Below are 26,309 nucleotides of genomic sequence, written 5' to 3'. Positions count from 1 at the left end.
TTGTTAAAACTATGTTTTTTATTTGGAGCGAGACATGGAAGCTGGAACATTAACATACGTTAACGGATCCCCTCGAATTACTGGTCAGTACTCCGGGTTTGATACCAACGCAATTGTCGAAGCATCTTTATTGGCTAAGCGCCTTCCTGCGGTAAGAATGGAAAGCACCATTAGCGACAATGAGATTCAATCAAAAGCTTATGGTGAACTTAATACGCTTCTGACATCTTTGCGAAATTCATTAAATGCTTTGCGTAATCCGCCTGGTTTAACCGGACGCGATGTGAACATTTTTGAAGCCAAAGCAGGTTTTCTAACCTCTTCTACGACAACACCGGCAACAGATATTCTTGGGGTTTCATCTACGAATGCTGCTGAAGCCGGCGTGTATGAAATTGAAGTGTTGCAAGTGGCAACAGCAAATAAAATCTCTTCTGGTGTTGTGGCCGATGCAACAGCGGCTCAGGGGGTAACAGATACAATTACACTTGGTTTGACGGGGGGTACGACAAAAGATATCGCAATTACTGCTGACATGTCTTTGAATGATATTGCCAGTGCGATTAATGGTACTACGAGTGATACAGGTGTAAGAGCATCAGTTATTAAGGTTGGTGATAACGATTTTCGTTTGGTCATGACGGCTGAAGAAACGGGCAAAGCTATTAGCCTTACTGGTGCGGGTAATTTTTTAAGCACTTTTGGTGATGGGGCGGTCTTAACCGAGTTGCAGGCCGGAAATAAAGCGCAAATTAAAGTTGATGGTATTGCCACAGTTATTGAGCGTGATACCAATAATATTACAGACGTGATAAGTGGAGTTACTGTCCAGTTATACAAAGCTGAGGTAGGTAACAAAATCAAGGTAGAGATAAATAATAATTTAGGCGGTATTAAAACCGCAATTAATGAATTTGTTGAAACCTATAATACTTTAAGAGATCTAGTTAAGCAGCAAAGAGATTACGACCCGTCGGCCTCTTCTGGAACAAAGCCTCCGTTGTATGGGGATGATATCTTGAGGCGGGTAGATCGGGCGCTGAGTGGTATTGTGAGCACTGGTGCTGAAGGTGTTGACAATGGTACCGTTAATACTCTCGCTCTAATAGGTGTTGAGCTTGATGATCAGAACAAGTTGGCTGTTGACAGTACAAAGCTTGATGATGCTTTGGTGACGAACCTTGAGGGGGTCCGAAATGTCTTCGAATTTACTTTTGAGCCTGATGATACTCGACTTGCGGTTATATCTCGTACCAAAGGGGTAAATGTTGATGATTTTTCCCTAGTTCTGGACGGTATTGATGGTGACGGGAAGATTACAGGGGCATCCGTAACGGGGTATGGCAATGTTTTTGATGTAAACGGTAATACATTAAAAGGAAAAGCAGGCACTGTTTTTGAGGGAATGACAATGGTTTTTGTTGGAACACCAGGAAGTGGTCCCCAAACAATTGAAGTTAAAACATCTTATGGTATTGCAGAGAATTTTTTCCATTCTATTGATGATTTTATCAAGCCTGGATCAGGGCAAATCCCTACTCGCATACTTGAACTCGCTGATTCCAATAAAGAATTAAATGAAAAGATCATAGCCATTGATTCCAGACTGGTATTGACGCGCAATTTCTTGATTGAAAAATACTCAAGGTTAGAGCAAGTGCTGGCGCAGGCGGATGCCATGAGAAAGCAGCTAGAAGCGCAAGCGAATGCGAGCAAAAATTAAGGCGGTAACCAATGTATCCTAATACTTATGGCGCAAATGCTTATTCTCAGGCTTCTAAAAATGTAAGCCCGCTCAAAGCCATTATCATGTTGTATGAAGGTGCAATCCGTTTGATTAATGATGCCAAGAAAGCACATGATGCGCAAGATTTTGAGGCAAGATTTATTGCAATTGATAAGGCGTCAAAAATTATTATTGGTCTGCAAGGGCAGCTGGACTTTGAAAACGGGGGAGATGTTTCCCCGATGCTTCACGAATTTTATGATAGCTTGTTCATGAGAATGATGCAGGCTAATTCCCGAAATCCCGAAGCTGTTTTTGAAGATGTTTTGACTAGTTTAAGAACAATGAAAGAAACGTGGATTACAGTTGCTGAACAGATTGGTGATAGCAGTCAATCTGGGGGCGGTGTAAAAGGGGAGCCGAATGATTTTTCCGCCTCAAATGGCGAGAATATTTCTCCATCAAATGCTTCATTTAGTGTGTAGTTTTTGCGCTGTTGCGTTTTAAATCTGTTACCTATAGGTTGTTTCTTATCTGTTTTATTTGTCTATGAAACATTTCCGTTCAAGGGATGTTTTTTTATGAGACATTTCCACTTAAGAGATATATTGTAATTCCACGTTATAAAACAGTATGTAAGCTTTTTCTTTATTATTTTTACTGTTGTATCTAAATAAAATCAATGTGTGGGGATCAGGTGAAGCAGGGAAAGAAATTCAACTTTAAAGTTGAAAAAGCTGCAGAAGAAGCTTTGCAATATTTAATGAATAAAGAATTTAATAGCGCATCCGAAATTGCAAAAAAAAATTTAAAAAAAAAGAATAAACACCCTGTTTTTTTATTTACAGAATCAATTGATGCACTCATTCAAAGTAACGAAGAGCTATTTCGGTTAAAATTTGATGAGTTGTCAAAATTATCTTCTGTCAGATATTCGGATTATTATAACTTCGGAGTTTTCTTTCAACAGCATGATTTAGATAATCTTGCTGTTGAGTGTTTTTCTCATTGTGTGCATTTTAAAGAAGATTTTTTTGAAGGATATGAACAACTTGGAAACTCAGTATTCAAACTCGAAGATTATGACGGTGCCCTTGGTGCTTATACAAAGGCACTGGAATTAGATCCTGATAATCACATTATAATGGCTAGATTGGCAAAGTGTTGTGTCAATCTAGGGCATCACGCTGATGGCTTGGCGTATTATAAAAGATTGTTGGTTGATAATCCTTATGACAGTAATATCCGAACCGGATTTGCTAGTTGTCTAAATGGCCTTGGTCGAGAGAACGAAGCTGTATCTTTACTTGGAAAAGGTATTGATAAAGCCTCTCAACCAGAAATGGATTATTACTTACTATCACTTATTGCATTCAAAAACTTTAAACTACATTCTGCGTTTACATTTTCTGGTAAGGCCCATGAGATAAATCCTGACTATCTTCCTGCTCTTAAAATGTATGGACTGGTGCTCGGGCGCTTGAATATACACGATAAGTCAGTTGAGATTTTAAAAAAGGCACGAGCAAAAGATCCTGATGATATTGATGTCATATTTAATTATGGTAATGCACTTCGTAGTATGGGTAAGCTTAGTGACGCTCTAGAGTGTTACTTTGAATGTCTTCATTTAAATCCTGAATATAGTTATGCTTTCAATAACTTGGGTCATACTTACACTCTCATGGGCGATAGTCTGAAAGCCAGGGAATGTTATGGGATAGCCATGGAGCTTGCCCCGGATAGATCTGATTATCATAGCAATCTTCTGTTTACCATTTTGCATGAAAAAAACGTTACCTCCGAAGATCATTTAAAAGAGGCTCGGAAGTGGCAAAATAAGCATGCTGCGTCAATTGATGAGCGAGTTCAGAACTATAAGTTTAACCCTGGCAAAGTTGAAAAGCTTCGTATTGGTTATATTTCGGGAGATTTTGGTAATCATGTCGTCTCATATTATTGGCTTCCTGTTGTAGAACATCATGATCGGAATAAATTTGAAATTTTCTTGTATTCTCAGGAATCTCGAGAAGATAATATTTCAAAAAATATTAATGCTGAAATAGAGCAAGTTTACGATAAAAGGAGAGATGTCTCAGGATTGTCAGATGATAAGTTATGTGAGCAAATTGTTGATGATCAAATCCATATTCTTGTCGATTTATCTGGCCATACTGCAAGTAATCGTCTGAAGGCGCTAAGTTATAAACCTGCCCCAATACAAGCGAGTTATATTGGCTACCCTGCGACAACTGGGCTAGATAGTATTGATTATTATATTACTCAACCCTTATCCGTGCCATTAGAGTATGAAGATCTCTTTGTTGAGAAGCTTGCTCATGTTGCTGGCTATACGAGTTATAACCTTCGTGAGGGGTCTGAGGCGATACTCTCTAGGGAACTTCCGTATAAGAAAAATGGGTATATTACATTTGCCAATTTTAATCGGGCTGGAAAAGCTACCTCGGTGTGTATAGAGACGTGGGGGGAAATTTTACAGCAAGTACCTGAATCCAGGCTAATGATTAAAGTTGATAATCTGGAGGGAGATAAATTTACTAATGACCTCTATGAATGCATTGATCGCCTAGGTATTGAAAGAGATAGACTGATATTGAAGGCGCGTTCACATTTCCTAGAGTATTTAGAAGAAATGAATGAGTTTGATATCGGTCTGGATCCTTTCCCGTATAATGGTGCTTCTACGTCACTTGACCTTCTTTATATGGGGCGAAACTTTATTGCTCTAGCAAAAGAGCGTGCTTTTCATGAAAATATAGGTGCTTCTTTACTGCGTTTCTTCGGTCAGGAGGAGATGATTGCCTCTTCTTTAGAACAGTATGTTGAACGGGCAGTATGGGCTGCAAAAAATGTTGAGATTTTGGAGAGTAGACGTTTATCTTTAAGGGCGTTTTTCTTAAGCGAAGTCTCTGCAAATGGGGCAAAGGTGTGCGCTTCTTTAGAAAATGCCTTTGAGAAGATGTGGTCAAAGTACTGTAATGGTGAAGCACCTTCTCATATTCCTTTGGAGGAATAAAATTTATAGTAGGAGTTAGTGGAAAGAGGAGCGTAGAATAGTGTTAATTTCATCGGGGAGATTTTTTTTCTTATGAAAGTAGCTATAATGCAGCCATACTTTTTTCCTTATATTGGCTATTTCCAATTAATACATTCTGTCGATCTGTTTATCTTGTATGATAATATTAAATATACCAAAAAGGGATGGATAAATCGGAATAGGTTGCTTCGAGATCATTCGGATTTTCAAATTTCATTACCGCTAACCAAGCAATCAGATTTTTGTGAAATTCGAGATAGATCGATTGCTCCTTCGTTTAATCGTATTAAGTTTCTTAACCAGATTAAAGAGGCATATAGAAAAGCCCCCTATTTTAAACCTGCTTACTCTATGGTGTCGGATATTATTGAAAATGATGAACAAAATCTTTTTAAGTTTCTTCATTCTTCGATATGCAAGGTCAGCGATGAATTAAATCTCGATACCAAAATATTGATTAGCTCAGAGATTGATATTGATCATAATCTTAAAGGGCAGGACAAGATTTTTTCTATTTGTAAGGCTGTTCAGGCGACTGAGTATGTGAATGCAATTGGTGGCCAAGAGCTTTATTCTAAAGAAGATTTTTCTCGTATGGGAATAGATTTAAGTTTTGTACTTAGTAAACCTATTTCATATGCTCAGTTCTCAAATACTTTTATTCCATGGTTATCAATCATTGATGTCCTGATGTTTAATGCATGTTGCCATATCAAGGATGATATTTTGTTGAAATACGAATTAATATGATATGTGAGCTTCATAGCTTGGTATATTCATTACCACAATGTGATAAGTAGAAAGCATATCTGAATGAAGATTTGTTCAGCTTTATCATATGAAGTTTTTTATCTCTTATATAATTGGTTAGAATGTTGTGTCACAGGCTATATCTAGTAAACCTATGTTACCTCTTGGAGTAGCTGTTTTTTGTTCAGGCGGTGGTGGTAATCTAAAATATCTAATAGATAATTTGGGGGGCGATTACTTTACAATTAAACTAGTTATTGTTGATAAAGTTTGTGATGCTCTGAACCATGCCAAACGAGCCAATATTCCTCACTTACTTTTATCTAAGGTAAATCAAAAAATCAGTTATGATTTGGTTTTTGATAATGATCTTATTGATGCCATTGATGTTTTTATCTTGGCTGGATTTATGCCTATTTTACCTGCGTGTTTTATTGAAGAAGCAAAAAGAAAAATAATCATTAATACACACCCTTCTCTTTTACCAGATTATGGGGGGATTGGGATGTATGGTGTAAAAGTACAAGAAGCCGTTTTGAAGAACAAAGAGCAGATCGCGGGCTGTACCGTTCATTACGTTACGGAAGATGTTGATGCGGGTGAAATTATTAGTCAAAAAAAACTTAATGTTTTGCCAAATGAAACAGCTTGGGAGCTTGGCGGGAGGATTTTTGATTTAGAAGGGCCAAATTTAATAACTGCATTAAAACTTATCTATACTTCTTATACGAGGGTTCAATGAATTTCCAAGTACATAAAATGGGCGTTATTTTTAACCCAGCAGATTATCTTGAAACGCCTGATTGGATGATCGATTTTGCTCAAGCTCCTAATGCATTGGTTTTTAATGATAAAGTTCGAGTTTATTTTTGTACTCGTGGGAAGCCAGATACAGATAATATGTATGTAAGTCGAATGGCGTTTATTGATTTAAATAAAGACAATTTATCAGAAATTATTGGTATTTCGAGTGCCCCTTGCCTCGAGCTGGGAGGTCTAGGTGAATTTGACGAATTTGGAACTTACCCTGTCAGTGTTTTGAAGGACGGTGAAGATATTGTTGCTGCATACGGTGGGTGGACCAGGTGCAGTTCAGTGCCGTTTAATATTTCCATTGGCATAGCTAAAAGTCGTGATAGAGGAAGAACGTTCCAAAAGTTGGGGTGTGGGCCTGTTTTATCGCCATATTGTTCTGAACCGTTCGTTATAACATCTCCTAAGTTGAGACGTTTTAATGGTCGATACGTTCTTTCTTATACATCGGGTGTAAAATGGGTCGTCGATGAGCAGGGGCGGCCTGAGATTATTTATAAGCTCAGAATAGCTTTTTCTGATGATTTGGTTTCCTGGGATAGACTTGAGAGGAATATTATAGAAGATCGTTTGGGGAGGGAGGAAGCACAAGCTTGCCCGGACATTTTTTATAAAAAAGGGCTCTATCACATGTTTTACTGTTATCGAGATGCTTTTGATTTTCGAAACAATCCAGATAATAGTTATCGGATCGGTTATGCGACATCGCCGGACCTTATGGAATGGCGTCGCGATGATGAGAAAATTTCTGACTTGGACCGAAGTGATGTTGGTTGGGATAGCGAGATGGTTGCGTATCCGCATTGCTTTGAGGTGAATGGAAGAATTTATCTACTGTATGGTGGTAATGGAAATGGAAAAACGGGTATAGGCTTGGCGGAAATAGAGGGTTTTTGATGACCAAATGGGAGAATTTGGGCTTACTTTTTAATACAGAAGATCTTAAAAAAATTGATGAAAATCTTTCATTTGCGAAATCTCCACAAGCAATTGTCAAAGAAAAGAGTGTTATTTTTTATTTCACATCGCAGGTAAAAGATAAAAATAATAAATGGCTTTCCAGGCCTTATTGGGTGGAGTTTGATCAAAACTTAACGTCAATAATTAGATATTCGTCAGAGCACATTCTTGATGTTGGTGATCTTGGAACGTTTGATGAGCATGGTATTTTTCCCTTCAGTGTCACTGCGACTGAAGACGGGTATACCGCTTATACCACTGGATGGAGCCGACGGTCGAGTGTTGATATCGACATGTCCATTGGCATGGCTACAAGCAAGGACGGTTATCATTTTAAGAAATGTTACCCTGGTCCTATAATGTCATCGAATTACAGTGAACCTTTTATGGTTGGGGATGCTTTCGTCCGAGCCTTTAATGGGCAATGGCATATGTGGTATATTTTTGGAGACCGCTGGTTAACCAAAACGAGCCAGAAGATTCCTCAAAGACACTACAAAATTGCAAAAGCAACGTCTGATGATCGGGTCTCCTGGTCACGATCTGGACATTTTATTATTGATCCTGTCAGAAAAGAAGAGTGTCAGGCTTTACCATCAGTGGCATATTATCGCGGTAAGTATCATATGATTTTTTGCCATAGAGATGTTTTTGATTTTAGACTTGGTGGAGAAAGAGCTTATAAACTAGGTTATGCATCGTCGAGTGATCTGACTTCCTGGGTTCGGGATGATACATTCTTTGAGGGGAGTGTTTTACGCCGAGAATGGGATCTCGAGATGCAGTGTTATCCTAATCTCTTTGTACTTAATAATGAGTTATATTGTGCCTATAATGGAAACAATTTTGGTGAAAATGGTTTTGGTGTTGCAAAAATTAAATTTTAACAAGGGGGGATCATGAGGGATTATAATAGAGAACAAGAAAATAACGCCGAGAGACAATATTTTTATGGCTTTGACTATGATGTAATGCATCCCTTTATGGTGCGCTCAATGTTACCTTTTATGAAAGCGGGGAGTTTGCTTGAGTTGGGGAGTTATGAAGGGCATCTTACTAAGTTACTGCTGGATTTGAATTTGTTTTCAGCCGTAACTTGTGTTGAGGCCTCGTCTGATGCAATGCGTAATGTCAATGATAGTGTAAAGTCGCAAGTTGAGCTCGAAAACGTACTGATTGAGAACTTCAATCCGGTAAAGAGATTTGATAATATCATTTTAACACATGTCCTCGAGCATCTAGATGATCCAGTTGAGGTTCTAGGCAAGATTAATAAAGATTTTTTGTCTGATGAAGGACGATTTTTCCTGATTTGCCCAAATGCTAATGCGCCATCAAGACAAATTGCAGTAAAGATGGGAATTGTTGATCATAATTCAGCTGTTACTCCCGGTGAATCCGAGCATGGTCACAGGATTACTTATGGTTTGGATACTCTGGAACGGGATGCAGCTAAAGCCGGACTCAAAATATATCAGCGAACAGGTATTTTCTTTAAAGCGCTCGCTAACTTTCAATGGGATCAACTTCTTCAAACTGACATTGTATCAAAAGAGTATCTTGAAGGTTGTTATCAATTGGGGCAAGTGTACCCTGATCTTTGTTCGAGCATAATGCTGGTTTGTGGAAAAGGTGATTGAGAATCAATTATCTATCGCTGCCAAATGTAATGCAGTGGCTTAAGTCAAGCTCATCGCGCATGATGATGAAACGATATCTGAAGAGGGCGCGCTCTCTAGGCTTGGGGGTACTTCTGAAAAACAAGCGGGAATGTAACAGATGGGGCCATCTTACCATGCCTGAAGTTGCACTCTTCACGGAAACTTACCGACATTAGTCAGTAAGTGGTTCAATTTGCTTTGAGGATTTGATCAGTTGATAATGTCATACTTTTTCCTGTCTTCGAGTAAAATTTCTTTTAGATAATGTCCATATCCACTAGAAATTAAGTTTTCTGCTAAAATATTCAAGTCACTATCGGTAATGTATCCCATACGCCAGGCAATTTCTTCTGGGCAGGCTATTTTAATTCCTTGGCGACTTTCGACTGACCGTACAAAAGCTGAAGCATTGTGTAGCGATTCAACAGTTCCTGCATCAAGCCATGCATACCCCCGACCAAGACTTTGGACATGAAGATTGCCCTGTTTTAAATAGTGATTGTTAATATCAGTTATGTGCTTTTCATTATTGAGCGTGGGTTTTACGTCTCTTGCTATTTTTACGACATTATTATCATAACAATATAAGCCGATAAGGGCGTAATTGGATTTTGGGTGTTTGGGTTTTTCTTCAATATCGATTCCAAGCCCCTCATTGTTGAAGGAAACGACACCATAGTTTTCTGGGTCTTTAACACGATAAGCAAAAACTGTGGCCCCTAACGTGGGTTTCATAATGGATTGTAATAGACCAACTAAGCCATTTCCAAACAGAATGTTATCTCCTAGGGCGAGGGTGCAGTGATCATCGCCGATGAAGTCTTCAGATAAGATAAATGCTTCTGCTATCCCATTGGGTTCATCCTGAACGCACCAAGAAATGTTAATCCCCCACTGATGCCCATTTCCCAATAAGGTTTGGAATGCTTGCTGGTGTTCTTTTGTTGTAATGATTTGGATGTCTCTGATTCCAGATAACATCAGAGTTGTGAGGGGAAAGTATATCATTGGTTTATCGTAAACAGGTAACAACTGTTTACTAACTACGCGTGTTATAGGGTAAAGGCGACTACCTGTTCCACCAGCTAATATAATCCCTTTCACCCTATATACCCCCGGTTTCTAGTTTCGCGCGTGCCTTTACAGACACTAGTTTACCGCGTGGCGAACATTATATTTTTCAGAGTTTAAAATATGCTGCCAAGCCTGTTTATTTTCAGTATCTATAAAAACAGGGGCCCGTAAGTTAACGGTTTTTTGAATGGCATTCGGCGTTTGGCGTAAAGTTGTAACTAACATCACGGCAAGGTTTTCCGGTGCAATAGCATATTGGTTCATTGCCCCAGCGAGATCTTTGTCTTCTATCTCTCCACTGGCTAAGTCGTACGGTTTTAGAATAAAAGTCAAATCTGCTTCATCAATGGACTGCAAAAGCATATAGCCGTCCAGCACTGTATGTGATGGAACTGACAAACCATACTCTTTGTACTCAGAAAAACCGACAATACCTTTCGGAACTTTGATGGTTTTATCGCGGTCTATTTCCATCACCCCAAAGCGGGTTTTCAGCGTTATAACGTTATTTGACACTTCCTCGGCCTTCGGCATTGTGATCCCGGCAAAATTCTGAACTTTATAATTTGTTTCCAAGTCCAACATAATGGTCTCTCTAGTCACAATAGGCAACCATGATTAACGAATAGTAAGCGTGAAATCACAAAGACTTATCTAAGGTAATTTAAAAGGGTTGTCTCGTTTATTCGTGTCAAGCTGATATATGAGGCCTGAAGCTGTACCTGATCAAAGGCTAGTTTACTCGTCGCTTCTGCGACATCAACGTCTTCAATGCCAGAAATTGTATTTTGCACATATGTTTTAAAGTCGGCGTGATTTTTGTTTGCACCCTCTAAAACAGTTAACTGTGCGCCGATTTGGCTTCGGAATGAAGCAACGCCATCTAGCGAAGTCTGGAGTAGGTTATATGCTTCCTGTAGAACGGTGGTATCATTGTTCGTTCCCGCATACTCGACATAGGCAAGACTTCTGAGAAGTTTTTCGAATGTCGGATCATCTGCTGTAATGCCATAGGTGAGGGTGGCATCTTGGTCAATTCGATTGCTTAGTTTGACATTATCGCCGTCGTAATAGTCGAAGTCAGCTGTAAAAACGCCAGGAAGCCCTGCTTGTGGTGTGTAGGCAGGATCATTAATATCTACGGGCGGTGTATCGGTCAGGCTGCCAGAGAAAAGATAGCGCCCTTCGTGTTGAGCGTTCATTAAGGCTGTGATTTCCTGACGGAAACTCACAGCAAACTGTTCCAATGGAATTTCCTGAATGTTTGAGCTATTCAGGCCGTTTAGGACGTCACTTAACAAGTTTGTAATGCGTTCTGACATGGTTGTCATGTTGCTATCCATAATTTCCAGTCTTGTTTTTGTTGTCTGGATGTTACGTTCAAACTGTGTGGTTCGTACATTATCGCGTTGTAAGCTTACCAATTCCAAAGCTTGAGCTGAAATATTTGTATATTCCTGCGTTATTTTTCCGCTCGCAATTTGAACGGTTCTGTCTGAAACCTTGGCCTGCGTTGTAGCCATATTGGTTTGTAATAGTTGATTTTGGGCATAGCTGGAAACGCGAATCATCTATTTTCTCCTTAGGCGAGCTCGATAACTGTATCAAGCATTTCACCCGTAATTTGTATTACACGTGCTGCGGCGTTGTAAGCGTTCTGAAAAATGACCATGTTGGCGAGTTCTTCATCCATATTAACGCCTGATTCATTCTGCATTTTTACTTGCAGATCTCCGGTGAGAGATGTTTGGAATGACAATGAATTTTCAGCAGCCTGTGCAGTTGTTGCACTGTAAGATAGCATGACACCTGCATAACCACTTATTGTCGTTGATGTTGTATCTGGGCCGTTTGCGACACTGTTAAAAGTATGATTTTGTTCAAAAACGGCAGCGAGTTGCAAGGCAACATCATTGTTCCCTGGGCCAAGTGTATAGTTTGGAGGAGTACCACTTAAACTACCCCGTGAAATATTTGAAGGGCTGTCAATCATATCTTGTCTTACAACAATGCCTGAAGAGATGCCCGTCTGAATACCTTGTCCTTCAACTGCTGGGACAGTTGTTGATAATTGCGGAGTAACAAAAAAATCATTTAAGCCAAAGAAGTTTGAAAATCCGTTGTAATCTTCAAGAACAGTATCGCCGTCGGCATCATATTGAATAACAGAGTCCCCACCATTTGTTGTGGCGCCTGTATCTTTAAATGCTAATTTAACATTGCTGTTTAGCTTTATTTGTAATCTGCCATTGGCATCAAAACTGGCGCTACCATTTGCCCCAAGAAAGCCGTTGATTGACGCTTGGACTGCAGCTGGTGTGGTTGCTCCAGCTGCTATTGTACCCATTCCGCCGACCATTGCGCCGCTTGAATCCAGTAGAACCATATTGACGTCACTGCCTATTGTCATTGCTTGGGCGGTGTTGGGAAATGATCTGGATCCGAGCATAGTGGCTGGGTCCAGCGCGCCGGTTCCTAACCCGATCGGTGTATTGGCACCTCGGTTATGAATCCGGTTAACTTGATCTCTCAGTTTTTCGGACATTTGATCGAGTTGGTTTGTCATGGATGGCAGAATTGTATCGCGTGCTTTAAAAAGGGCGCCTAATTTACCGCTTGTAATACTTGATGTAATATCATTAGCCGCAGAGGCATTTCCACCTGCATTAAGGTGAATTCCGTCTAATACAGCTGGATAGGTTTCGTTAGCGGTAATTAGTGTTGTTTGTCGAAAAGAAAGATCTGCCTTAAAGCTGCCACTGATCAGTGTATGACCGGTTTTTGTTAAGACATTGACTTGGTTCTTGTCTGTCTGGAAGTATTGGATGTCCATATACTCGGCCAGTTTGTCAATTGCCTGATCTCGTTTATCTTCTAAATCGCCTGTTGGGAGGCCAAGAGCCGTTTGACCTGGAATAGTTCCGTTAATTTCAGCGATAATAGCAAGCTGTTGCTCAATATCATCGACAGCTAGTTTTATTTCTTGATCTGCACGAATACGTTCAGATTGAACTGTGTTAGCCATGTCTCGGATACGTTGAGCTAAGATGGAGCCATTATTTACAGATGTGAAGTAGTTTGAAGAAATTTCAGGACTGCTTCCCAGGTTCTCTAGAGATGCATTGAATTTGTCGATAAGATCGCCAACAGAGTTTTTATTCGCGACGGAGCCGAACATCTGTTGTATGCGGTTCAGGTAATTACTTTCTGTTTGGATAGAAGCAAGTGTTGTTGTCTCTTCTCTAAAATCTCTTTGAATCAGAGTATTAACATTACGCCTGATCGTATCTGCTGTGACGCCTGCGCCAACGCCAGCAATAACCTGCGTTTCCTGTAAAAGAACTTTACGGGAATAGTTCGCGTTATTGATATTTGCTAGGTTAGATGACGTGACGGCCAGAGCACTCTGGTTCACTCTCAATCCTGTTAGCGCGTTATTCAGGGCGATCGTTAGCGACATAATGTCCTCAAATCTTATTTAATCAACATTTCAGAAATTAAAGGCACTGATTTAAGTGCATAGGTGTTGTTGTCTGTGTTGATTGAGCTTTTTGCGCCGCGAGTACACCTGCTTGTGAATAGCTGGTACTACTTTTTGCCTGTTGCTCCTGAACTGCTTCCACAACCGCTTGCATCAAACGTTCATTGCTTGTTTTTGCCGCAAGAAGCGCTGTTTCGTTTTCAGTCACAGTGGTGTTGAGTAGTTGAATAACGTCGCGGAGTTCTTCTTTCAGGAGTGGGTCCAGATGCTGCATGAAAGAAGGATCTTTCTTGAGCTGAGAAGAGCCTTGCTCGTAAGCGTTTACAAGGACAAGTTTTTGTTCCTGTAATTGACTCATTTCCTTGATCTTCATTGCACGTAGAAGCTCAATTTCTCGGCTCATGACTGAAACCAGGCCTTTAACAGTGGCGATGACGCTGTGAACAGTTGTTTCCGGTATGTTTTGTGTTGCTGTAGTCATTTATACCTCCTGCAGCTTCATGATTTCGCGATAGACAGCATCGGAGATTCCAATGCCACCTGATTCGGCAAGAGATTTTCCGTACTCTTGAACCATGAGAGAGCGAAAAATTTTCTCTCCAGAACCGCCACCCATTGGACCGTCGGTTGGCAGGTTCTCAAAAATCGGGGTTAACATTTGTGTTAGGAAAACGGCCTCAAAGTCTTTGGCTGTTGCCATTGCTTCGGCTTCGTTTTTAGGTTTCATGCTGGCAAGAGACTGTGCTTTGCTAACAATTGTATCGTTGATTACGCTATCTGCGTATGTTTGTGTATCAATCAGCATTATAACAACTCAATATCAGCTTGAAGTGCACCAGCCGCTTTGATGCTTTGCAGAATTGCGATCATATCTCTGGGGCCAACACCCAATGCGTTCAGACCATTGACAACTTCCTGAAGGGTTACGCCTGAGGGAAGAAGGGCAAGACGTTTGTCACTATCGTCATCAATCTCGATTTCTGTACGGTCAACAACCTCTGTTGTGCCTGTGTTCGAGAAAGCATTCGGCTGACTTACTTGCGGTGTTTCCGTGATCCGGACTGTGAGGTTGCCCTGGGCAATTGCGACGGTGCTGATCCGGACATCATTTCCAATAACAATGACTCCTGACTTCTCATCGATAACGACTTTTGCTGGTGTATCAACGCGCACTGCTAATTGCTCGATGTCTGTCAGCATTGCAACGGTGTTGCCTCTGTAACGCTCAGGTACATCAAGTTGAACTGTAGAGGGGTCGGTGCTAACAGCGGAGTTACCGCCGAGTTGAGTATTAATTGCTTGTGCAATACGTCTTGCTGTCGTCAGGTCTGGGTTTTTAAGGGCAATTTTTACACTCTGAAGTTCTTTCAGATCGAAATCGATTTCGCGTTCAACAATTGCTCCATTTGAAATCCTGCCTACAGTTGGTACGCCACGGGTAATTGTTTCTGCATTGCCCGCTGCGCTGAAGCCGTTAATGGCGATCGGACCTTGACCAACGGCATAAACCTCGCCGTCAGCCCCCATGAGTGGGGTGACAAGTAAGGTACCACCCTGAAGGCTTTCTGCAGTCCCAATGGCAGAGACAGTCAAATCGATACGTGTTCCTTGGCGCGCGAAGGGGGGAAGGTTGGCTGTAATCATAACCGCGGCGACATTATCAGTATCAAGATTGTTGTCTCTTGCATTGACACCTAAACGCTGTAACACACCGATGAGACTTTCGCGGGTAAACACGGCATCGTCAATGTCATCACCGGTTCCGTTAAGGCCGACGACCAATCCGTATCCGACCAAAAGGTTGTCACGAATACCTTCAAAGTTTGTGATATCTTTAATTCGTGACTGGGCAGAAGCGTCTGATACTTGAACAGCAAATGACAAAAACAACGCACCAAGCAAGATGGTTGCTCTGTATAAGATGTTTATATGTTGTACTAGGCTCATTCTTCTATCCATTGTTTGGTTGGCCTTGTTATTTCAAAACCAACACGATGTTCCCTGTACCTTATGCGAATTTCGTGCCAATATGATCAGGTCTTGACGATTGGCGTTAAACTGCCAATTTATTAGGAATAATTTTGCTTCTAATTGAGAGCTGGGTAACAATGGTGCTACTGATTTGGTAAAACTTGCCCACAAGATGACAAAATTTATCGATACCCTAACATTCACCTGTAGTTAGATTAGGTAATAGGCTGGAAATGAAGATTAGAACGGGATCATCTGTCACACCTGCTGCCGGGGCAAAGTCAAAGCGCAAAGCTTCTGGCGTAAGCGGTAGTTTTAGCGATGCTTTGGAAGCCGGCGCAGGAGATTCTGTTTCTGATGCTGGCGGAGTGTCAGCTGCGGGTGGTGTCGGTGGACTGCTTTCAATTCAAGAAGTTCCAGACGCATTGACTGGTAAGCAGAAGGCCAAAAAACAAGCTGAAGATATCCTGGATGAGCTTGAAGAACTACGTCTTGGTATGTTGTTTGGGTCTATTCCTGTTTGGCGCTTAGAAAGAATCGAATCGCTTGTTGCACAGCGAAAAGAGCAAATCAATGATCCTCGACTCCTCGATCTTTTGAACGAAGTTGAAGTCCGTGCGGCTGTCGAGCTCGCTAAATTAGGGCGATAATCCTCTGTTTTTAATCGTATAAATAGAAAATAGCATTAATTCTTCATGACTAACTTGTCGTGGCAGTGAAATTGCCTATACTGCACGCCCAAATTGCCAATTTATGGGGGTTGCCATGACTATTCCTCTTCCAATTGATTATCGTCCGCAAGAAGACGAAGAGTTTATGAATCCAGTCATGCTGGAATTCTTTAAGCATAAACTTTTGGCTTGGAGAGAAGAACTACTCGCTGAATCATCTGCGACACTGCAGACGCTCCAGAATGAAACTTTACAAGAGCCTGATCTTGCTGATCGTGCTTCATCAGAAACTGAGCGTGCTTTGGAGTTACGCACAAGGGATCGTGAGCGCAAGCTCATCGGCAAAATTGACGAAGCTCTGCGTCGTATCGACGAAAATGAATACGGGTTTTGTGAAATTACTGGCGATCCAATAAGCATTAAGCGCCTTGAGGCTCGACCAATTGCAACAATGACCTTGGAAGCTCAAGAACAGCATGAGCGAATGGAAAAAGTTCACAGAGACGATTGATTTTTCTCTGGCTTAACTAAAAAAGGCCCGTGAATATATTTCACGGGCCTTTTTATATGATTACGTACTGTTTCTTAGAACGGGAAGATTATGTCGTAAAGCTGTTGACCGTAACGTGGTTGTTGAACGTCACTAAGTTGACCGCGCCCGCCATAGGCAATCCGTGCTTCTGCGATCTGATCATAGCTGATTGTGTTTGTTGAGGTAATATCTTCTGGTCTGATCATCCCAGAGACAAGCAACTCGCGAACTTCAAAGTTAACACGAACTTCCTGGCGTCCGGAAATAATAAGGTTTCCGTTTGGCATAACCTGTGTAACCAGTGCCGCGACACGCAAATTGATTTCTTCTTCACGATCGACAGAGCCTACGCCCTTTGAGGCGCTGGTACTTTCTCCGTCAATAAGTGTCGCTGGATTAAGGTTATCATTAAAGATACCGCCCAACTCTGTTTCATAGCCTAGGAAGTTGGTCAGGCCAGCACCTTCTGCATTGGCTCTTGTACGTTCAGTTGTATTAGAGACTGCCGCTTTATCATCAATCTGAATAACGACTGTCAAAAGATCACCAATCTCATCTGCGCGCTGATCTTTCAGAAATGCTCTTGAGCCAGGACGCCACAGAGAATTTGGTTGCCTTGTCGCTACTTGCGGCGCAGGCATTGGTAACGCAATTGGTTGAGGTGGGGCCGGGTTCTCAATTTTACTTAGCTTAGGAACTTCCCCGATCTCGGAAATACGGGATATCGCATTACAGGCTGTTAAAGAAAAGCCTAGCACGCCAGCTATTAAGTATCTGCTTATGGTGGATTTCAGTAAAGTGTTCATAGCTGAGCTCCTTAGTTAGTACCGATGATGGTTTTGTTGACGAGTGAGACTGTGACCAGTCCTGCACCAGTGACTGTACCATTGACGATTGTGTTGGATTGGGTGTTGACCAAGCGAATAACTTCACCGATTGCGCCGTTTTCCAAGGCTCTACCTTGAGTGCGAAGGTTTAAGGAACCGCTTTGTAAAAGCATTGTGACAAGGCCGTTTTTGCTAACGGCTTTTGGCGTGTCAACATCACTGGTTCGGATAATCGCTTGATCTTTTAGTGTTTGCTTTGGTGTCATCCCGATTAAGTTATCGATATCGGTTATGGCATTCTTACTGAGTTTGGACTCTTTGACGGTGATCCATTGGATGTCCTGTGCCTGAATGATGTCGCCTTTTGAAATGCGACGTTTAAGAACGGGCACGTTAACCATTTCAATCAAATAGCCAGATACTGTTTTGTTGATATGCGGTCGACCTTCTGCGGGGATCACAATTTGTGCTGTGAAGCGATTGCGACCAGGTCTGTAACTGATGTTCTCCACACGCAGAGTTGGCTCTATTTCAGCTGGAATTTTGAGGTCGCGATCTTTCCGATCAAATTCGATCTTCTTGTCATCTACCAAACCTCTTTCCAGCAATGCCGTTTCGATGCTGTTGCGGATGTCAATGGCATCGATTGTTTGGCTGGCCCGGGTTACCATGGCTGTATCTAGATGTGAGCTAGGTTGCCAGTCGAGTTCATTCTTCTGCGCGAGTGCCCAAAGCCATCTCGCGGACAGTTCAACATCTTTTCCCAAAGCTGGGGATCTGGCAATTGCTGTTCTATCTTCCGTATTAATACCAGAGAAAATATCATCCAGATAAACAATGTCACCTTCAATCACGATATCCTTGTTCAGGTTAATGATTGATGGAACTGAATTTACATTCACCTCGGCAAAACTTGCCCCAGAAAAACCAGCTTGAGCGGTGAGGGATAGACCGGTAGCAAATAATAATGTTTTAAATAGATGCATTGTTCTTCTCCGCCTGATCTCAATTATCTCAAGTTCGCAACAGAACGCATCATTTCGTCAGATGCTGTGAGGATTTTTGAGTTCATCTCGTATGCACGTTGTGCTGTGATTAGGTTTGTAATCTCGGAAACGGCGTTAACATTTGATGTTTCCAGTGCGCCTTGAAGAATACTACCGAAGCCCGTTGAATTCGGGGCGCCGTTTGTAGGGGCACCTGATGCGGGTGTTTCCAGGAAGTAGTTGTCACCAATGGCTTCCAGCCCAGCCTCATTTGGGAAAATTGCAAGATCGAACTGTCCGGCTAAGGCAGCATTAACCTGTCCATCAAGTTTTACATAAACTTCACCTGCGGAATTGATAGAGATGGATACTGCATTTGTGGGTACATTGATGCCTGGTTGTACGGTGTAACCATCCGGGGTCACGATGTCTCCGGTTGGCGACAATTGAAGTGCGCCTGCACGTGTATAACCGGTTTCCCCGCTTGGAAGTTCAACGTTGAAATAACCTTCTCCATTAATAGCAACGTCCAGCGAGTTATCAGTGATGTTCATTTCGCCCTGACTGGTAATACGGTAGGTCGCGGATGGTTTCACACCCAGGCCGAGTTGAATACCTGTTGGAACAACCGTGCCTGTATCTGATGAGTTCGTTCCGACACGTCGTAGGTTTTGATAAAGCAGGTCGCTGAATTCAGCACGCTGACGTTTAAAACCAGTTGTATTGAGGTTGGCAATGTTGTTTGAAATGACTTCAACATTAAGCTGTTGAGCCAGCATTCCAGTTGCACCGATATTTAAGGATCTCATGTTACGGCTCCCGTTAAACTTTTGTACTGGCCAGTGTCCGAATAGCTTGAAGCTGGCGGTCATGTTCTTGTTTGATGAATTTAGCCATTGATGTATAGCTGCGTGTGGTATCGATCATTCGGGTCATTTCAATGACGCCTTGAACGTTAGAGCCTTCTATGGCTCCTTGGATGATTTCACCTGTTACCTGATCAATTGGTTCTTGATTGTCTGCTGGGCTGAAAACGCTGCCAGCTTCTTTTACGAGCAGTTGCTCATCTTCGAAATCGACCGTCTTAAGGCGTCCTGCAGTTCCTGCACTGGATGTGATGGTTCCATCCCGGGTAATAGTTATATCTGTTGCAGTTGCCGGAATTGCAATTGGGGCGTCTCCATCACCAAGTACTAGGTGCCCTTCTGATGTAACAAGCTCCCCATCAGGGCTTAGCTTGAACGATCCATTTCTTGTGTAACGGCTTTCACCATCAACTTCGACGGTAAAGTAGCCTTTTCCAGAGATGGCTACATCCAAAGGATTGTTTGTTGTGTGAAGTTGACCTTCGGCAAGGTTTCTGACCAGTCGTAGATCTTGTGTGAAGCTAAGATTTTCACCAGTCTTGGTATCTTTTAGATACTCGACAAACATCATGCCTTCGTTCTTGTAGGCATTGGTGTTCATATTCGCAACATTGTTCGCAATAATTGCCATCTCTCTGCCGAGGGCCATTTGCCTTGAAAGTGCTATATAACTGGGGTTTTCCATCCTGGATACTTCCTTGCCATCTTGTGTTCGCCTTCATCAATGCACGATGTATGCCAGTTTTGTTATGGCTTGAATATCAAGGGATATAGGAAAATATCTTTCGTGAAATGGTAACTTTCGCTGGCTAACAATTTCCGGTGTAGGGAAACATTTACCGCCAGAGGAGAGAACTATGATATTCTATATTTGAGTTGTTGGTCCCGAATTTGAGCAGTTTAACCCGCTACCGGTAGAAGAGCAGGCAGATTTAACATTCATGTCATATAGAATTTTATGGGATGTTATCTGATATAGAGCAGATATTAACACTTTTCGAGTAAGCTGCTTTCGGATACAAATTATTTAAATGAAGAGTTTAAATTATTAAGCCTATCTTTTTACTGATAAGTATCTGATTTAACATCTATACTACTTAACGACTTTTTAACCATCTTGACCCCTTATTAAGTGGGGTATTTTAATTGGAGGCTGATATCAGCGTATGACTGATGAAACTGTTGGTGAAGAAGAACTCGAGGTAGAAGCGCGCCCGAAAGGTGGGATGTCGGGGAAGAAACTCGTTCTTTTTTTCATACTGCCTTTATTGTTGATACTTATCGCAGGTGCAGGGGCTTATTTTACAGGCATGCTTGATTCATTGCTGGGGAAAGAAGAAGCCGCTGAGGAAGAAGTCGTAGAAGAAGTTATTCCCGCGCATGGTCCGGCAGCGTTCTATGATGTGCCAGAGTTGTTGGTAAATCTAAACTCTTCTGGCAATAAAAAACATTTTTTGAAAATTACGATTAGCCTGGAGTTAGAATCGCAAATAGATATTCCGGGGATTGAGGCTGTAATGCCACGGATTGTTGATAACTTTCAGGTATATTTACGCGAACTCAGAATTGAAGATTTAAGCGGATCGGCGGGTATTCAGCGTTTGAGAGAAGAGTTATTGCTTCGGGTCAATGCTGCGGCTGCTCCGATTAAGGTGAAAGATGTGTTGTTTCAGGAAATGCTGGTACAGTAACCTGTAAGGTAAAAAATGGCTGACGAAACGGAAGAAGAAGTCGATCAGGAAGCCATGATGGCCGAATGGGAGGCCATGGCGGATGAAGACGCAGATGAAGCGGATGATGTTTTCGACGAAGTCGATGAGGGTCCGGGCGGCACGCGTGTTCTAGACCAAAGTGAAATTGATAGCTTGCTAGGTGTTGATGCCGGAGATGATGACGGCGGAGACAACTCAGGCATCCAGGCCATTCTCAACTCTGCTCTGGTATCTTACGAACGTCTTCCTATGTTGGATATTGTTTTTGACCGCTTGGTCAGAATGATGTCCACGTCTCTACGTAACTTTACTTCTGACAACGTAGAAGTCAGTTTGGATAATATCACGTCCGCACGATTTGGCGATTATCTCAATTCAATTCCGCTGCCAGCAATGCTGACGGTCTTTAAGGCAGAAGAGTGGGATAACTACGGCCTGATGACAGTTGATTCAGCATTGATATATTCAATTGTTGATGTGTTGCTTGGCGGGCGTCGTGGTACGGCGGCCATGAGAATTGAGGGGCGGCCTTATACAACAATTGAGCGTAACCTGATCCAACGACTTGCGCATGTTGTTCTGGCTGATCTATCCAGTGCGTTTGATCCTCTTTCACCTGTTACGTTTAGATTTGATCGACTGGAAACGAACCCGCGCTTTGCCACGATTGCGCGGCACGAGAATGCGGCGATCGTGATTACTTTGCGTGTGGATATGGAAGATCGAGGTGGCCGTGTTGAACTTCTAATCCCTTACGCAACGCTCGAGCCTGTGCGTGAACTATTGCTTCAGATGTTTATGGGCGAAAAGTTTGGTCGTGATTCTATCTGGGAAGGGCATCTTACTGCTGAGTTATGGCAGACAGATGTTTCTATTTTGGCTGTGTTAGAGCAGGTGAATATTTCTCTTGGTGATGTAATGAACTGGAAAGTCGGGGATACTATGGACTTGACGGTCTCTCCGGAATCGCTGGTTGAATTAAGATGTGGTGATGTTTCTATGTTTAAAGGTAACATGGGCCGTAAAAGTGGTAATATTGCGGTAAAAATTGCCAATAAAATTGTTCGTGATGATGGCGAATAAACGATGTTAGATATCTCGAATATTGAGCTTGGATTTAATATCCTCGTTGCCATTTTACTGGTCGCGACGATTGTTTATGCCGTAATTTTAAACAAGAAGCTGGATGCCTTGCGAGAAGCAAAGGCCGAGATGGAAGGATTAATTGTTTCATTTGCTGAGACCACGGCAAAGGCAGAAAGAAGCCTTGCCGAATTTAAAACTCACGCTTCTAATACCGGGTCTGGCCTGAAGGAAAATACACTTAAAGCCGACGGGATATTATCTGATTTAAGTTATTTGGTGGATCGGGCCGAAGTCGTTGCTGATCGTTTGGAAGAAGACCTCGGTTTGGCCCGACAAAACTCACCAGAGACAGTGCTTCCCAAAGGTGTGAAGTCTGGGGATGTCAAAAAAGACAAAGCCAAGTCATCTAATAAGGCCACGTCATCTAGTAAAGAAGGGGCGACAAAAAAAGATTTGTCACCCGCTGCAGAAGACCTTTTGAAAACCCTCAAAGGCATGCGTTAAGGAGAATATACGATGCGTTTGCTGCCTGTATTAATTGCTGTGTCTTCATTGACTTTGCTTGTTAAGGCCGGGGGGGTCTGGGAAGGGCTTAATCAATCGGGTGAGGCTTTTGCGCAAGCTACACCGGAAGTCGAAGAAAAGACTGAAGAAAAAGCCGAAACTGAAGCGCTGAAACAAAATGAAGAGGACCAGACCGCTGAAGGAGTTGCTCAGGAAGACACGCCTGAGACAGCTTCTGTGGGTGAAGATGTAAAAGAGATTCCTAAAGTTCAGGGAATTGAAGCGGATCCCTTTTCAATGACGGATGAAGAAATCGAACTCCTTCAATCTTTATCGGCCAGAAGAGAGCAGCTTGAAACCCGCGAGCGTGATGTAGAGCAAAGAGAAACTCTTTTGCTGGCTGCAGAGCGTCGGATAGATGAAAAAATTGCAGAGCTCGGCAAACTCCAAAATACAATTGAGGGTTTGATTGTTAAACACGACGAGCAGGGTGAAAAGCAAATGATCAGCCTCGTTAAGATATACGAAAGCATGAAGCCGAAAGATGCTGCCCGGATTTTCGAAGAGCTAGATATGATTGTGCTGCTGGATGTTGTTGAGCGGATGAAAGAAAGAAAGACTGCTCCTATTCTGGCAAGTATGAATCCAAAAAGAGCAAAAGCCATCACGCTTGAGTTGGCGCAAAGAAGAGAATTACCCCTATCGAAAGAGTAATCGAATCCCTAACGGGAATTATGGTTAATTTTCTTTAGGAACGTATCGAATCCTCAAATAAGCCCTGTATCCGTTGAGATACGGGGCTTTTTGTTTATTTAAGTTAAGTTTTTTATAAAAATAAAAGTCTAAGATCTTGAAAAGCTGTGGTTTGTTTACACTGCGTTAATTCTATGCTGATAGCTTAAAATCACAATTTAAGCGAATGTGTGTGCAAGAGAGATAGTTAAGGAGTTGCTGATGTCGGATGTCGACATGAATATGCCAATCCTCATCGTGGATGATTATAAAACCATGTTGCGTATTGTGCGCAATTTGCTCAAGCAGCTAGGCTTCAACAATGTTGATGAAGCGACAGACGGCAGCAGTGCGTTACAAAAATTGCGTGGTAAACAATATAGTCTAGTTATTTCTGACTGGAATATGGAGCCAATGAGTGGTCTTCAGTTACTTAAAGAGTGCCGTGCTGATGCACATTTGAAAGACTTGTCTTTCATCATGGTCACTGCTGAGAGTAAAACAGAAAACGTTATCGCTGCAAAACAGGCAGGCGTGAACAATTATATTGTGAAGCCATTTAATGCTGCGACCCTCAAGAAGAAGTTAATCGCGGTACTTGGAAACTTCTAAGGGATTGATGTTATGGCCAATCCGGTCAGAGAAGAATTACTCGAAAAACTAAAGGCTTTTGACAGTAATGCACAAGATGCAGATCTTGAAGCATTGGTAGATAGCTTGTTGCAAAACTTCGGTGATGATGCGGTTGAAACCAATCATAAGCTTTTGGCTGAGATTGGGTCTGTCGCAAGTTATATTCACGATATGAAAACGCAACTGGCTTCTTTGAGGCCTGATGAAATTAAGAGTGATTTTCTTCCGACCGCGGCTGATGAACTGGATGCTATTGTGGGGGCTACCGAACAAGCCACCCACAACATCTTGTCCGCGATGGAAACTTTAGAAGAAGTTTCTGAAAAGCTTGGGGATGCTGCCCTTACTGATAAAGTGAATGACGCAGTGACCCAAGTGTATGAGGCCTGTAGTTTCCAAGATATAACAGGGCAACGTATTTCAAGAGTTGTGAATGCTCTTCAACACGTTGAAATTAAAGTAGATAAATTACTTGGTGCATTTGGCGGTGAGGAATTTTTACCGGACAATACAGACAGCAAGGCAACACCAAAGCGAGCTGATGGAGTGGAGCGACCTGATGAAGATCTACTCAATGGTCCTCAGTTGCCCGGGGAAGGTGTTAGCCAAGATGATATCGATGCATTAATGGGATTTGATTAGTTGATATGCTTGGCCCTTTATTTCGCAGACGCCGAGATGATGGCGATCGAAATTATGTCGCTTTATTAAGCCTTAAGCTTCTGCTTTTGGCTTTTTTCATTATGCTTAATGCAATTTCTTCTTATGAAGAAGAGAAGGCCAGAGCAGTTCTTGAATCGGTAAATAATACTTTTCGTGGCGATGCCAGCCATATGGAGCGCTATGCTTCTTTTGATCAGGCTCTCGATAACCTTGATGATAAAGCTGATCTCGTCACCGAAATCGAACGATTGTTTGAAACGACAATTCCGGCTGTCGAAAGAGAGCAGGGAAGTACGCAAAACTTTCTGCGTTTAAAGCTGCCTGTTGAGGCCATGTTTCTTGGGAATGATGTCGAGCTTGCCTCTGGGCGAGAACTTCTTTTGAAAAGATTGGCTCAGTTCCTTCAAAAATTTGATGCAGAAGATAGCTACTATGAATTTGAATTTCTCTATGGGAGCGCTGCGCGTGATGCAGAGGTTACGGCTGAAAATAAAATTGCATCATTTGATCTGATCTTAAAGCGTTTGGAAGTTGTCGCAAATGAAGTGATTGCAGCAGGTATTCCCAGTGACAGGCTTGCTGTCGGATTGCAACCAGCTAGAGCTGGCTCTGTTTTTGTTGTTATTCGGATATACGATCAGGCCCCGCCAAATATTACTTTCAGCTCTTATCGAGAGGAAAGGTAATGTCAGACCCAAAAAACACAAATAACCGTGGGAACGTTAAGCGGGAGACAGAGAAACCTGCTTCTGCGCGGGCGGATAAGGTTTATGAAAACAGCCAAGGTGTTTCGGAGGACAAGGGGAGGGAGATCAAGGATCGAAAAACTGGCGTGCCGGATGTGCCTAAGATCAAACCGTTGATAAACAGAAGGCAAAATGAACAGTCTGTTGCTGTAAATTACGGTTCGAATTGGATGGTAACCTTCACTGATCTTGTCGCACTGATGCTGACATTTTTTGTTCTGTTGTACTCAATGTCTGTTATGGAGGAGAAACAATGGAGGAATTTGGTTGATTCACTCTCAAGCAACCTGAAAATTGAAAGAGTGACAGCGGAACCTAAACCTGCAAAGAGTTTAACGATGGAGCCGGTTGATTTTATTCCAGGAGAAGATCTGGATTATCTACAGGCCTTGCTATCCGAAAAATTCAAAGAAGATAAAGACCTGTCACAAGCTATTCTTACAAGATTAGAGGACAGTGTCGTGATTTCTCTTCCAGGTGATATTCTGTTCCCGACAGGGGCTATCGAACCGTTGGAAGAGGCTAAACCTGTTTTGAGAAGATTGGGCCGGATATTCCAGAACATTAATAACCGGATTGAAATTGCAGGTCATGCTGATCCTGCTGTACCGTCAGGGCAGCAGGAATTTCAAACAAATTGGCCACTATCTGTTGCCAGAGCTGACTATGTTGCTGGTTTACTGGAAAAAACTGGATATAAGAGTACAATTCTATCGCGCGGGTACGGTGATTCGCGTTATGATGAGATAACCGATAACTTACCCGAAGATCAGAGGAAAAAACTCGCGCGCCGTGTTGATATTATTGTGCATTCCTATGCAGGAGAAAATGGTTGATTAAAGCGCTATGCCAAATAA

General features: G+C 42.1%; 29 protein-coding genes. 18 read left to right on the top strand and 11 right to left on the bottom strand.

Annotation, left to right across the window (positions count from 1 at the left end):
- Positions 1–34: 34 nt before the first annotated feature.
- From fliD to BKB51_RS09280, 8 genes are all read left to right on the top strand, one after another.
- Positions 35–1,723 carry a flagellar filament capping protein FliD gene (fliD, locus tag BKB51_RS09315; RefSeq protein WP_085900802.1) on the top strand — a complete coding sequence of 563 codons (1,689 nt, stop codon included), beginning with the start codon at positions 35–37 and terminating at the stop codon, positions 1,721–1,723.
- A gap of 11 nt (positions 1,724–1,734) precedes the next feature.
- Entirely contained in the window at positions 1,735–2,211 is a 477-nt protein-coding gene (gene fliS, locus BKB51_RS09310; RefSeq protein ID WP_085900801.1) for a flagellar export chaperone FliS, read from the top strand.
- A 212-nt stretch (positions 2,212–2,423) separates the two neighbouring features.
- A complete protein-coding gene (locus BKB51_RS09305) occupies positions 2,424–4,763 on the top strand; it encodes a tetratricopeptide repeat protein (RefSeq protein ID WP_158090187.1) in 2,340 nt (779 codons plus the stop codon).
- Between the two features lie 72 nt (positions 4,764–4,835).
- Positions 4,836–5,534 carry a WbqC family protein gene (locus BKB51_RS09300; protein WP_085900799.1) on the top strand — a complete coding sequence of 233 codons (699 nt, stop codon included), beginning with the start codon at positions 4,836–4,838 and terminating at the stop codon, positions 5,532–5,534.
- A gap of 127 nt (positions 5,535–5,661) precedes the next feature.
- Complete coding sequence (locus tag BKB51_RS09295; RefSeq protein ID WP_198946684.1) at positions 5,662–6,276, top strand: formyltransferase family protein; 615 nt, start codon at positions 5,662–5,664, stop codon at positions 6,274–6,276.
- Positions 6,273–7,244 carry a glycoside hydrolase family protein gene (locus BKB51_RS09290; RefSeq protein ID WP_085900797.1) on the top strand — a complete coding sequence of 324 codons (972 nt, stop codon included), beginning with the start codon at positions 6,273–6,275 and terminating at the stop codon, positions 7,242–7,244. The genes BKB51_RS09295 and BKB51_RS09290 overlap by 4 nt, the downstream gene beginning before the upstream one ends.
- Positions 7,244–8,194: a glycoside hydrolase family protein gene (locus BKB51_RS09285; RefSeq protein ID WP_085900796.1), complete on the top strand. Its 951-nt coding sequence runs from the start codon at positions 7,244–7,246 to the stop codon at positions 8,192–8,194. Before BKB51_RS09290 ends, BKB51_RS09285 begins: the two co-directional genes overlap by 1 nt.
- Before the next feature lie 12 nt (positions 8,195–8,206).
- Complete coding sequence (locus tag BKB51_RS09280) at positions 8,207–8,947, top strand: methyltransferase domain-containing protein (protein ID WP_085900795.1); 741 nt, start codon at positions 8,207–8,209, stop codon at positions 8,945–8,947.
- A 231-nt stretch (positions 8,948–9,178) separates the two neighbouring features.
- On the opposite strand, the gene rfbA is transcribed toward BKB51_RS09280, so the two are convergent.
- The 7 genes from rfbA to BKB51_RS09245 all read right to left on the bottom strand — a co-directional run bounded on the left by rfbA (position 9,179) and on the right by BKB51_RS09245 (position 15,470).
- Positions 9,179–10,072: a glucose-1-phosphate thymidylyltransferase RfbA gene (rfbA, locus tag BKB51_RS09275; RefSeq protein WP_085900794.1), complete on the bottom strand. Its 894-nt coding sequence runs from the start codon at positions 10,070–10,072 to the stop codon at positions 9,179–9,181.
- A gap of 45 nt (positions 10,073–10,117) precedes the next feature.
- On the bottom strand, positions 10,118–10,627 hold the full coding sequence (fliW, locus tag BKB51_RS09270; RefSeq protein WP_085900793.1) for a flagellar assembly protein FliW: 510 nt from the start codon (positions 10,625–10,627) through the stop codon (positions 10,118–10,120).
- A gap of 65 nt (positions 10,628–10,692) precedes the next feature.
- Positions 10,693–11,613: a flagellin gene (locus BKB51_RS09265; RefSeq protein WP_085900792.1), complete on the bottom strand. Its 921-nt coding sequence runs from the start codon at positions 11,611–11,613 to the stop codon at positions 10,693–10,695.
- Positions 11,614–11,624: 11 nt separating this feature from the next.
- Positions 11,625–13,502 (bottom strand): flagellar hook-associated protein FlgK, encoded by a 1,878-nt coding sequence (flgK, locus tag BKB51_RS09260; protein ID WP_085900791.1) that lies wholly within the window; start codon positions 13,500–13,502, stop codon positions 11,625–11,627.
- Between the two features lie 37 nt (positions 13,503–13,539).
- Complete coding sequence (locus BKB51_RS09255; RefSeq protein WP_085900790.1) at positions 13,540–14,004, bottom strand: hypothetical protein; 465 nt, start codon at positions 14,002–14,004, stop codon at positions 13,540–13,542.
- The gene (locus BKB51_RS09250) at positions 14,005–14,328 is read right to left on the bottom strand and encodes a rod-binding protein (protein WP_085900789.1); all 324 of its coding nucleotides are present in this window, start codon (positions 14,326–14,328) and stop codon (positions 14,005–14,007) included.
- The gene (locus BKB51_RS09245; protein ID WP_085900788.1) at positions 14,328–15,470 is read right to left on the bottom strand and encodes a flagellar basal body P-ring protein FlgI; all 1,143 of its coding nucleotides are present in this window, start codon (positions 15,468–15,470) and stop codon (positions 14,328–14,330) included. The genes BKB51_RS09250 and BKB51_RS09245 overlap by 1 nt, the downstream gene beginning before the upstream one ends.
- Before the next feature lie 257 nt (positions 15,471–15,727).
- Here BKB51_RS09245 and BKB51_RS09240 point away from each other — a divergent pair, with 257 nt between their 5' ends.
- Both BKB51_RS09240 and dksA read left to right on the top strand, forming a co-directional pair.
- Positions 15,728–16,144: a flagellar assembly protein FliX gene (locus BKB51_RS09240; RefSeq protein ID WP_085900787.1), complete on the top strand. Its 417-nt coding sequence runs from the start codon at positions 15,728–15,730 to the stop codon at positions 16,142–16,144.
- A gap of 115 nt (positions 16,145–16,259) precedes the next feature.
- Positions 16,260–16,676, top strand: coding sequence for an RNA polymerase-binding protein DksA (gene dksA / locus BKB51_RS09235; RefSeq protein ID WP_046507418.1), 417 nt, complete (start codon positions 16,260–16,262; stop codon positions 16,674–16,676).
- A 74-nt stretch (positions 16,677–16,750) separates the two neighbouring features.
- On the opposite strand, the gene flgH is transcribed toward dksA, so the two are convergent.
- From flgH to flgF, 4 genes are read right to left on the bottom strand one after another with little or no spacing between them, the layout of a single operon-like run.
- A complete protein-coding gene (gene flgH / locus BKB51_RS09230) occupies positions 16,751–17,503 on the bottom strand; it encodes a flagellar basal body L-ring protein FlgH (protein ID WP_085900786.1) in 753 nt (250 codons plus the stop codon).
- A gap of 11 nt (positions 17,504–17,514) precedes the next feature.
- The gene (gene flgA / locus BKB51_RS09225) at positions 17,515–18,510 is read right to left on the bottom strand and encodes a flagellar basal body P-ring formation chaperone FlgA (RefSeq protein ID WP_085900785.1); all 996 of its coding nucleotides are present in this window, start codon (positions 18,508–18,510) and stop codon (positions 17,515–17,517) included.
- A 23-nt stretch (positions 18,511–18,533) separates the two neighbouring features.
- Entirely contained in the window at positions 18,534–19,319 is a 786-nt protein-coding gene (gene flgG / locus BKB51_RS09220) for a flagellar basal-body rod protein FlgG (protein ID WP_046507427.1), read from the bottom strand.
- Positions 19,320–19,332: 13 nt separating this feature from the next.
- Positions 19,333–20,061 (bottom strand): flagellar basal-body rod protein FlgF, encoded by a 729-nt coding sequence (gene flgF, locus BKB51_RS09215; protein ID WP_085900784.1) that lies wholly within the window; start codon positions 20,059–20,061, stop codon positions 19,333–19,335.
- Between the two features lie 481 nt (positions 20,062–20,542).
- Here flgF and BKB51_RS09210 point away from each other — a divergent pair, with 481 nt between their 5' ends.
- From BKB51_RS09210 to BKB51_RS09175, 8 genes are all read left to right on the top strand, one after another.
- A complete protein-coding gene (locus BKB51_RS09210) occupies positions 20,543–21,067 on the top strand; it encodes a flagellar basal body-associated FliL family protein (protein WP_085900783.1) in 525 nt (174 codons plus the stop codon).
- 15 nt (positions 21,068–21,082) lie between these two features.
- Complete coding sequence (gene fliM / locus BKB51_RS09205; RefSeq protein ID WP_085900782.1) at positions 21,083–22,171, top strand: flagellar motor switch protein FliM; 1,089 nt, start codon at positions 21,083–21,085, stop codon at positions 22,169–22,171.
- A 3-nt stretch (positions 22,172–22,174) separates the two neighbouring features.
- Positions 22,175–22,678 (top strand): DUF6468 domain-containing protein, encoded by a 504-nt coding sequence (locus tag BKB51_RS09200; protein WP_085900781.1) that lies wholly within the window; start codon positions 22,175–22,177, stop codon positions 22,676–22,678.
- Positions 22,679–22,690: 12 nt separating this feature from the next.
- Complete coding sequence (locus BKB51_RS09195) at positions 22,691–23,392, top strand: MotE family protein (protein ID WP_085900780.1); 702 nt, start codon at positions 22,691–22,693, stop codon at positions 23,390–23,392.
- A gap of 240 nt (positions 23,393–23,632) precedes the next feature.
- Positions 23,633–24,022: a response regulator gene (locus BKB51_RS09190; protein ID WP_046507440.1), complete on the top strand. Its 390-nt coding sequence runs from the start codon at positions 23,633–23,635 to the stop codon at positions 24,020–24,022.
- Positions 24,023–24,034: 12 nt separating this feature from the next.
- Positions 24,035–24,685 carry a protein phosphatase CheZ gene (locus tag BKB51_RS09185; protein WP_085900779.1) on the top strand — a complete coding sequence of 217 codons (651 nt, stop codon included), beginning with the start codon at positions 24,035–24,037 and terminating at the stop codon, positions 24,683–24,685.
- A 5-nt stretch (positions 24,686–24,690) separates the two neighbouring features.
- Positions 24,691–25,392, top strand: coding sequence for a flagellar motor protein MotB (locus BKB51_RS09180; RefSeq protein ID WP_085900778.1), 702 nt, complete (start codon positions 24,691–24,693; stop codon positions 25,390–25,392).
- Positions 25,392–26,288 carry a flagellar motor protein MotB gene (locus tag BKB51_RS09175; protein WP_085900777.1) on the top strand — a complete coding sequence of 299 codons (897 nt, stop codon included), beginning with the start codon at positions 25,392–25,394 and terminating at the stop codon, positions 26,286–26,288. Before BKB51_RS09180 ends, BKB51_RS09175 begins: the two co-directional genes overlap by 1 nt.
- Positions 26,289–26,309: the final 21 nt, after the last annotated feature.

It is taken from the genome of Kiloniella majae (assembly GCF_002118315.1).
Lineage (GTDB): Bacteria > Pseudomonadota > Alphaproteobacteria > Kiloniellales > Kiloniellaceae > Kiloniella > Kiloniella majae.
Note: the sequence above shows the minus strand (reverse complement) of the source record. Positions and strands in the feature narration are given on the sequence as shown.